This is a genomic window from Paenibacillus sp. P22 (genome assembly GCF_000469945.2).
Classification (GTDB): Bacteria; Bacillota; Bacilli; order Paenibacillales; family Paenibacillaceae; genus Paenibacillus_O; species Paenibacillus_O humicus.
This window is the reverse complement of record NZ_CBRA020000128.1, coordinates 21,177-30,267: the sequence shown is the minus strand read 5'-3', so window position 1 is coordinate 30,267 and position 9,091 is coordinate 21,177. Positions and strand designations below refer to the sequence as shown.

Genomic DNA, 9,091 nt, shown 5'->3' with positions numbered 1-9,091 from the left:
GCCGGGGCAAGCCCGCGCCTTCTCCGCGCAGCAGCCGGCGCTCCGGACTCACCGGGCGTCTCGTCGTCCGGCATCCATGGAAAGTAGCCGGAATCTCCCTGCTGCTGCTCGGCTCCCTGGCTGCCGTCAGCTCTCAGGTGAAGTTCACGTACGACATTCTTTCCTCGTTCCCGTCCGATATGGAGTCCAGAGAAGGCTTCCGCCTCATCGGAGAACAGTTCTCCGAAGGGAAGCTGGCTCCCGTCACCATCATCGCGGACACGCAAGGACGAGGCGGCATGGACGGCTTCGCGAATGAGCTGAAGAGCCAGCCTTATGTAGCCTCCGTGTCCCAGCCGCAGCAGGGAGCCGTTGATCCCGACATCCGGGCCTGGACGGTGGAGCTGAGCCTCAACCCCTATTCCCTCGAAGCGATGGACCGCATTCCCGAGATGAGGAGATTGGCCGAGAGCGCTCTCGCCGGAACGGGAGCCGCCGATCCGGCAGGCCATGTCTGGATTGCCGGCCAGACGGCGGTCCAATACGACACCCGGGCGACGCAAGCCTCGGACACAAGGCTGATCATTCCGGTCGTCATCGGCCTCATCGCGCTGCTGCTGCTTGTCTACCTGCGCTCGGCAACCGCCATGCTGTACCTGATCGGAACCGTCATCCTCAGCTATTTCTCCGCTCTCGGGCTCGGCTGGCTCGTCCTCCAGGCGATCGGAATCGACGCGATACAAGGGGCCATTCCGCTCTATGCCTTCGTGTTCCTGGTGGCGCTGGGCGAGGACTACAACATTTTCATGGTGTCGGGCATCTGGAAAAAGAGGCGGCATATGCCGCTCCGCCAAGCCATATCCGAGGGCGTAAACGAGAGCGGGCCGGTCATTACATCCGCCGGACTCATTCTTGCCGGCACGTTCGCCGTGCTGGCCACGCTGCCGATCCAGGTGCTGCTTCAGTTCGGCTTGATTACGGCGCTGGGCGTCCTGCTCGATACGTTCATCGTGCGTCCGTTCCTCGTTCCCGCTCTTACCGCGCTGCTGGGCCGCTGGGCGTTCTGGCCTGCGGGCTTGCACCGGACCGCTGCGGAGCAGGTTCCGGATGCCGGAACGGCCGAAGCTGGGCGGCAGGGGTAGTCGCAGCGAGGCTGCAGGGTTAGCCGTAGCGAGGCTGCAGGGTTAGCCGCAGCGAGGCTGCAGGGTTAGCCGAAGGCGAGGCTTGTGGGATCCAAAACGAGACGTGGGAGCCGGGCAGCCGGAGCGGCGAAGCGAAGTTAGAGACATGGAAGCCGGCCATGGCGGACATTGCCTTGAACAGAGGAATACCGCCGCGGGCCACCATGCGGCCTATGGCGCCGCTCTTTTTACCGGTTTTGTTCAGACAGGCCGCATACGCATGTCGCCGACAAAACAACAAAAGACCTCTTGCCTGCAAGTATCGGACATAGGATCCGTTATTTGCCTGCAAAGAGGTCTTTTGCTTATTTATCGGACATAGGATCCGCTATTTTGGCCTTTTATCGCCTTACGGAGCGAATTTCGATCAAATAACGGATCTGATGTCCGATAAATCCGAGAATCAGCGATTTTCGAGGAAATAACGGATCTGATGTCCGATAGCAATGCTCGGCTGTTTTTTTTGTTCAGTCGGGGCATCTAAGCGCAGCCAGAGCTCGTGCGGCTAGGATTGGTATTGAAGGTCGGATTGTCAGCAAGAGCGAAAGACCAAATCGAAGGAGTTGGAAGTTCAATGAGATCCAGGTAGTTGGGCTTTCATCGAGCATCCAGGTAGTTGACATTCTGCGAGCGCCTGGTTTGTTGGAGTTCTATGTTCACCCCGTTGGTTGAGCGTTCTATGTGTACCCAGGTAGTTGGATGTTCTACGTTTACCCAGTTAGTTCGAAGTTCTCCAAGTACCCAGTTGTTCTATTTATACACCTGCGTCTCAGCTAGGATTTTGTGGTTGGAATCAAGATTGGACTTGCAGTCAAAAAGGGAGGCAGAGGAGCGCGCGGCGCCCGAGCTCATGACTGACCTTGTCGGGCTTGCAGCCATCTCTGGCCGTCATCAATCCATTTCATAGATGGAGCCGGACTTGCTGGCGAACAGCTCGGCGTACACCTTCTCCGCATAAGCGTCCGTCATGCCCGATATATAATCGGCCACAAAGCGCGGCCAGCTCCATTTGCCCGAATGGCGCTCATAATTCTCGAGCCAATCGGGAGGAATGATCAAGCGGCCCATGTCGGGATCGACAAAGCTTTCCCACAACCGCTGGACCATGATCTCGCTGCGCAGCTGCAGCCGCTGGACGCGGAAGTCCTTGACGAGCGTTACCCAGGCCAGCTTCTTCAGAATCTCCATCGTGCGGAGCAGATCCAGATCCTGAGCGCCATCGCGGACGAAGGTGACACGCTTCCAGCCCCCGTCGTCGATGATGCCGATGCGGCCTGCGAAGGTGCTTACCCATCTGGCCTTGATTTCCCTGCGCGTGCGCGAGGACTCGCGGCCGGTGGATTGGTAGATTTCTTCCCACTGAGCCAGGAAATCGTCCAGCACCCGGCGAACCATGACGGGGATGTCCACTTCATCCCAGCGAAAGCCCCGATTTCCTTCGTCATGGGCGATCTCCTGAACGAGATGCTCGTGGAGCCGGTCGTTTTCGAAGAAGGTCCGGTTCATGCCGATTTTGCCAGCGCGGATGCCGTCCTCGATGTCATGGGTGGAGTAGGCGATATCGTCGCACAAATCCATCAGCTGCGTCTCCAGCGTCGTCTCGCCTGTCGGCATGTCCCACTTGCGGCGCAGCTCGGAAATGATTTCCCATTCCGGTGCGTACACTCCCTTGAGGCGGCCGGGCTCATCGAGGCAGAAAGGGTATTTGTTGACGGCAAGCAGCACCGCGGCTGTCAGGTCGAGCCCGCTGCCGCTGCCGGCGCGCTTCTCCAGGAACATGAGAATGCGGAAGTTTTGGGCATTGCCTTCATATTTCATGCCGTACTGCTCCTGCAGCAGGCGATTGAGCACTTCTTCTCCCCGATGGCCGAAAGGGGGGTGCCCCAGATCGTGAGCCAAAGCCGCGCATTCCACCACGGCGGGACTGACGACGAGCCCGGGATGCTCTCCCTTTTCGACGAACGGATAATGCTTGGCCAGCCGGCGGGCTGCTTCGCGGGCAATCTGGGACACCTCCAGGGAATGGGTAAGGCGTGTCCGGTAGTAATCTCCGGAGCCGGCGCCGAATACCTGCGATTTCCCTTGCAGCCGTCGAAACGCCGGGGACTGGATAAGACGGGCGTAGTCGCGCTCGTATTCTTCTCTTTCTTCGCTGAAGGTGGCCGGGGCCGGTTCGTCCAGCCTCATATGCCTGATATCCATGTTTATGTTCCCCCTTGGCTGCCATGTCCAGCGGGATTCGGCAATTGCCGGATCCCGCTTGCTGATTGCGGTATTGCGAAAATTGTAGCATAGCGGAAGCGGAGGAAGGTAGGGGCATCCCGGCAACTTGTTCCTACCAGGGAGGCAGCGTATCCATGGCGGCCCGGATAATGGAGCAGGAGCGTTCGAAGCGTTCCTGCTCCTGGGCGCTGAGCCGAAGCTCCAGCACTTCCTGGATGCCGCTCCGCCCCAGTATGGCCGGTACGCCGATGCCGATATCCCGCTGCCCGTATTCGCCGTCCAGCACGGCCGATACCGCCATGATGCGGTGGTCGTTGTTGAGCACGGAACGGGCGATCGAGGTGAGGGCCGCTGCGATGCCGTAATGCGTGGAGCCCTTGCCGTGCAGGATTTCCCACCCTGCATTGCGCGTGCGCAGGGCGATCTCCTCCATGTCCATATGGCCGAAGCGCCCGGGGTGCTGGCCGATGATATCGGCCAGCGGCTTGCCGCCGACCGTGACATGCGACCATACCGGGAACTGCGATTCGCCGTGCTCGCCCATGATGTACCCCTGCACGCTTCGGGGGTCGACAGGCAAGTCCTCGGAGAGCAGCGTCTTGAGCCTGGCCGTGTCGATGGACGTGCCGCTGCCGATGATCCGCTCCCGCGGCAGGCCGGACAGCTTCCAGACGATATAAGTGACGATGTCGACCGGATTGGTGGCGGCGATGAAGATGCCGTCGAAACCGCTCTGCATGATTTTGCCGATGATGTCCGCATGCAGCTCATAGGCCGATTCAAGCAGGTCGAGACGGGTTCCGCCCGGAATCGGATTGCCCCCTGCGCACAGGAGGATGATATCCATATCGCCGCATTGTTCAAAGGTGCCGTCGTACACCTTGGTCCGCGAATGGCTGAAGTCGACGCAATGGGAGAGGTCGAGCGCCTGGGCCCGCGTCCGCTTCGGGTTTCGGCCGATCAGCATGATTTCGTCGCATACCGCCTGATTCACCATCGCGTACGCGCAGCTCGCCCCTACATGGCCCACTCCGACAATGGCTGCTTTCCTGAGCTTGTTGACCATATCCCCCGCTCCTCCCGCTTGCCTGAGCACGATAACCGCTATGAATCACAATATGAAGGATATATGGCTTCTGTGTCAATAACACGTCAGGGAAATTAACATAAAGCTTCGAGTGCTTCGGGAAGCCGTTTTTGCGTGCTGTGCATGCCTTCGTCTTGCTCCCTCCCCGCGTATCCTATTTTGTTCCGCCTGCGGCGATTCCATTTGGACGAAAGACATGGATTGATCAGGGATCGGAAATCGGGTATATCCGCATGTTTGCCGATATCGGACAGGAGGCGCGCCAGCTTCTCTCTGCTAGAAAAATAAAGCCGAAAAACAACCAAACAGCTGTATGGACGTTTAAAGAAAGAGGAAAAGCATTTGCGTAACCCTTACCAGGGGATGATGCAATCGATCGTCCAGGGCAGGAGGTCAAAGGGAGAAGAGAGGTGCGGGATGGGATTTCTTTACGGGCTTGTACTTGTATTTTCAGTCTTCATGATTGCGGCCGCCTTCGGCAAAAGCAGGGATAAAGGTCTTGCCGCCTTATCCCTTTCCTATCATTTGCTTTTGTTCAATGCGGCATATGCCCTTTATAAACTGACGACGGTTTTGGGCGGTGGCAGCTCGGACACATCATATCTCTATGCTTTCAGCGCTACTTCTGGGCAACTCATCGGCCTGATCCGGTTTTCGCTTGCAGGCGGGCTGCTGTTATTTGCTGTCCATGCCCTGTGCAAAAGTCTCAAGGAAAGCTGAAGCCGTCCTTTCGGAATGAAAAAGAGCCCGCAAGCGAGCGGGCTGCTGAAAAACAAGCGGAGGGTGCGGAATCGTTCTGGAGAAGGACAACAGCGATTGGAAGAACGATTCGCGCACGCAGCGACATTTTTTAGCGGCCTTCGAGCGGGAACGGGCTCTTTGGTCTGTCATGGAATCGTCTTGCGGAAGCACTTTCGATAAGAGGCTTACTGCCGAGCCGCTTGGTCGATGATGCCTCGCAGGAGCGGCAAAGGGTCGGCCGGAGCGGCGTCGGCCATCCGTTCGCGGTAATCCGCCTTTTGCTCTTCCAAGACGGACAGATGCTCCAGCAAGGACGCCGCCGTGAGCTCCTCCTCCTGCAGCACTCGGCATAGGCCCGCCTGCTCGAAGGACGCGGCGTTGCGCAGCTGGTCGCCGCGGCTCTGGGCGAGCGTCAGCGGAACCAGAAGCATCGGCTTCCGCAGCGCCAGCAGCTCGAAGATCGCGTTGGAGCCGGCGCGGGAGAGGACGAGCTCCGCCATCGCCAGCACATCCGGCAGCTCCTCCGACAAATACTCGAATGCCCGGTAGCCTGCGCCGTCATTCACAGGGCTGCCCTCAGGCAGCTGTCCTTTGCCGCATAGATGCACCACCTGGTACTGCTCCAGCAGCTGCGGCAATGCTTCCCGGACGGCTTCGTTGATGCGCCTCGATCCCAGGCTGCCGCCCATGACGAGCAGCACCGGCTTGCCGGCGGAGAAGCCGCACAGCCGCCTGCCCCGGGCGGCATCGCCCTGCAGCAGCTCCGGACGCACGAGAGCTCCGGCCTGCACGATCTCCGGACCTTTGCGGATATAGGCCGCCGTCTCCGGGAAGGTCGTGCAGACCGCCGAGGCGAACGGCATCGCGATCCGGTTCGCGAGCCCGGGGGTAACGTCGGATTCATGGATGATGACGGGAATCCGGTTCAGCTTCGCTCCAATGACGACCGGAACGGAGACGAACCCGCCCTTGGAGAAGACGACGTCCGGGCGCAGCCTGCGCAGCAGGGCGGCGGCCTGGGCCAGGCCTTTGACGACCCGGAAGGCATCCGTCATGTTCTTCATGTCGATATAGCGGCGCAGCTTGCCGGTGGAGACGGCGTGGTAGGCGACGCCGTCCAGCGGCTCGATCAGCTCCCGCTCGATTCCGGCTGCCGATCCGATATAGTCGATCTTCCAGCCGTCCGCGAGCAGGCCCGGGATAAGCGCGAGATTGACGCTGACATGGCCGGTTGAGCCGCCTCCGGTGAGAACGATCTTCTTGCCGGAGAGCGCCGTACGGAGCGGCTCCGAACGCTTATCCTGCTCCGGCCGGGCTGTGTCTCCCGTTGTTTTCGTAGAGGCGGGGGTGTCTTTGTCGATAATGATTTTCATATAGAGATCCTTATGCCGGCGTTCCGCGCCGAAGAACGCGGACGCGTCCGGACCGGCTACATAGACCGAATCCGCCATGCCGACGAAAAGGCCGGTCTCGACGACGCCAAGCAGGCTTTTCAGCTTGCCGTCCAGGGCGCCAGGCTCCGTGATATCGCCGAAGTCGCAATCCAGAATGTAGTTGCCGTTGTCCGTCCGGACAGGCTCGCCTCCGCTTTCCCGGCGCACCGCCGAGCAGCCAGTCTCCTCGACGCGCTTCCGGGTGGACTTCCAGCCGTAGGGCACGACCTCCACAGGCAGCCGGAAAGGTCCGAGCTCCGGTACGACCTTCGACTCGTCGGCGACGATGACGAGCCTCCTGGAGGCAGCCGCCACCATCTTCTCGCGGAAATGGGCTCCGCCCCCGCCCTTGATGAGATCGAGCGTTCCGTTCACCTCGTCGGCGCCGTCGATCGTCAGGTCGAGCGGCTCAAGCTCGGACAGCTCGCCGAGCGGAATGCCGAGCTCGCGGGCGAGCTTGTCCGTCGCTTCGGAGGTCGGCACGCCGATGATTTCCAGGCCCTCTTCCTTGACGCGTCTTCCGAGCTCCAAAATCGTGTAGTAGACGGTCGAGCCGGTGCCGAGCCCGACCTTCATGCCGCTGTTTACTTCCCCGGCCGCTTTTTCCCCGGCCGCCTGCTTGTGGTTCATGATCCTGCCTCCCATGGCTGGATGCCGTCGATGCGGCATCGTTCTCATATTCGCTGGCTTACATCCACCGCGCTCCCGGATGCGGCGGCCGCCTGTTCGGCGCCGTCATCCGCCGCCCCGGAAGGGGCGGCAGGGGAGACGCTTGCGCTCTTCTCCGCACAATAGACCGTATGCCCGGCATTGTCAATGAAAGGCGGGCCTTGCATGGAGATCGCCCTAATCAATGGAAAAAGGATGCGGAAAGTCTGGTATACTGAAGCTGACAAGCAAAGCGATTTCATAGATGGGCAGGTGCCGAGTTGCATTATTTTCAGCAAGCCTACTCCGTATTTTATATTCTCAACCTGATTCTGGCCGTCACCGTCATCTTCCTCGAGCGGCGGAATATCGCGGCCACATGGGCTTGGCTGATGATTCTCTATTTCCTGCCGGGTGTCGGATTCGTCCTGTATCTGCTCCTCGGACAGAACCTGAGCCGCCGCAAAATCTACAAGTTCAAGCTGAGCCAGCTGAAAGCGGCCCGCCAGCGGCTCAAGACGCAGCAGCGGATCGTCGAGAACGGGCTTTATTCGTTCAATGACCCGCTCATGACGTATTACCAGGATATGATCTACATGAACCTGGTGTCGAGCGATTCGCTGTACACGCAGGACAACGAGGTCGAGGTGTTCACGGACGGCGAGACCAAATTCGATGCCCTGCTGCGGGACTTGGAAGCGGCGCAGGAGCATATCCATCTGATGTACTACATCATCCGGGCGGACAAACTCGGCAAGCGCATCCTGCACACGCTTATCCGCAAGGCCGAGCAAGGGGTGGAGGTGAGGCTGATCTACGACGATATCGGGAGCATCCGCCTCAACAAGAAGTACCTCCGCATGCTCGTGAAGGCCGGAGGGCAGGTCGGAGCGTTTTTCCCGTCCCGCATCTTCTTCATCAACCCGAGGCTGAACTACCGCAACCATCGGAAGATTGTCGTCATCGACGGCAAAATCGGCTACATCGGCGGCTTCAACATCGGCGACGAGTATGTCGGCAAGGTGAAGAAATTCGGCTTCTGGCGGGATACCCATCTGCGCCTCGAAGGCAGCGTCGTCGCCCAGCTGCAAGGCCGGTTCCTGCTGGACTGGAGCCTCGCCTCCTCCAAGCCTTTCATGACGGACTCCCGCTACTATCCGGCCCCTGCATCGGGGGGCACCGTCGGCATGCAGATCGTCTCCAGCGGACCGGACTCGGAATGGCAGCATATCAAGAACGGCTACATCAAGATGATCAACGCGGCGAAGATATCGGTCATGCTCCAGACTCCGTATTTCGTCCCGGACGACAGCCTGCTCAACGCCCTCAAGATGGCCGCGATATCCGGCGTGGACGTCAAGGTCATGCTGCCGAACAAGCCGGACCACTTCTTCGTCTACTGGGCGTCGCATTCCTATTTCGGGGAGCTGCTGTCCGCCGGGGTGAAATGCTATCAGTACGGCAACGGCTTCCTGCATGCCAAAACCCTTGTCGTTGACGGCAATATCGCCTCTGTCGGCACGGCCAACATCGATATCCGCAGCTTCAAGCTCAACTTCGAGGTCAACGCCTTCATCTATGATTCCGCGACGGCGCAGCGGCTTCAGCGCATTTTCCAGGACGATCTGCTGCACTGCAAGGAGCTTTCCCTGGAAGACTACGATTCCCGTTCCGCCTGGCACAAATTCAAGGAATCGGTCAGCCGGCTGCTTTCTCCCATTTTGTAGAAACTGGATGCTTTGAAAAGGCCATCCAGCCGAGTGTGGTATAATAGAGGTCGCTGGCCCGCCGCTCCGACC

7 protein-coding genes and 1 pseudogene are annotated in these 9,091 nt (G+C 59.6%); 4 read left to right on the top strand and 4 right to left on the bottom strand.

The features are described from left to right. Nucleotides 1–1,121: MMPL family transporter (locus tag BN871_RS17540; protein ID WP_048748143.1), on the top strand; the 1,121-nt coding region annotated here is incomplete at its 5' end. 930 nt (nucleotides 1,122–2,051) lie between these two features. Here the strand turns inward: BN871_RS17540 and BN871_RS17535 are convergent. Next, nucleotides 2,052–3,362, bottom strand: a complete 1,311-nt coding sequence (locus BN871_RS17535) for a deoxyguanosinetriphosphate triphosphohydrolase family protein (RefSeq protein WP_048748142.1) — start codon at nucleotides 3,360–3,362, stop codon at nucleotides 2,052–2,054. A 133-nt stretch (nucleotides 3,363–3,495) separates the two neighbouring features. Beyond that, on the bottom strand, nucleotides 3,496–4,449 hold the full coding sequence (locus BN871_RS17530; RefSeq protein ID WP_048748141.1) for an L-lactate dehydrogenase: 954 nt from the start codon (nucleotides 4,447–4,449) through the stop codon (nucleotides 3,496–3,498). Between the two features lie 131 nt (nucleotides 4,450–4,580). Between BN871_RS17530 and BN871_RS17525 the strand changes: the two genes are divergently transcribed. Together BN871_RS17525 and BN871_RS17520 are read left to right on the top strand one after the other, a co-directional pair. Next, entirely contained in the window at nucleotides 4,581–4,820 is a 240-nt protein-coding gene (locus BN871_RS17525) for a hypothetical protein (RefSeq protein WP_048748140.1), read from the top strand. 67 nt (nucleotides 4,821–4,887) lie between these two features. Then, nucleotides 4,888–5,190: a hypothetical protein gene (locus BN871_RS17520; protein WP_157053969.1), complete on the top strand. Its 303-nt coding sequence runs from the start codon at nucleotides 4,888–4,890 to the stop codon at nucleotides 5,188–5,190. Between the two features lie 206 nt (nucleotides 5,191–5,396). Here BN871_RS17520 and BN871_RS29980 read toward each other — a convergent pair whose 3' ends face one another. Further along, nucleotides 5,397–6,584 carry an undecaprenyldiphospho-muramoylpentapeptide beta-N-acetylglucosaminyltransferase gene (locus tag BN871_RS29980; RefSeq protein WP_157060323.1) on the bottom strand — a complete coding sequence of 396 codons (1,188 nt, stop codon included), beginning with the start codon at nucleotides 6,582–6,584 and terminating at the stop codon, nucleotides 5,397–5,399. A 54-nt stretch (nucleotides 6,585–6,638) separates the two neighbouring features. Beyond that, a pseudogene (gene rpiA / locus BN871_RS29975) lies at nucleotides 6,639–7,274 on the bottom strand (ribose 5-phosphate isomerase A); the annotation flags it as partial. A 299-nt stretch (nucleotides 7,275–7,573) separates the two neighbouring features. Here rpiA and cls point away from each other — a divergent pair. Continuing rightward, nucleotides 7,574–9,019 carry a cardiolipin synthase gene (cls, locus tag BN871_RS17505; RefSeq protein WP_021878623.1) on the top strand — a complete coding sequence of 482 codons (1,446 nt, stop codon included), beginning with the start codon at nucleotides 7,574–7,576 and terminating at the stop codon, nucleotides 9,017–9,019. Nucleotides 9,020–9,091 lie beyond the last annotated feature (72 nt).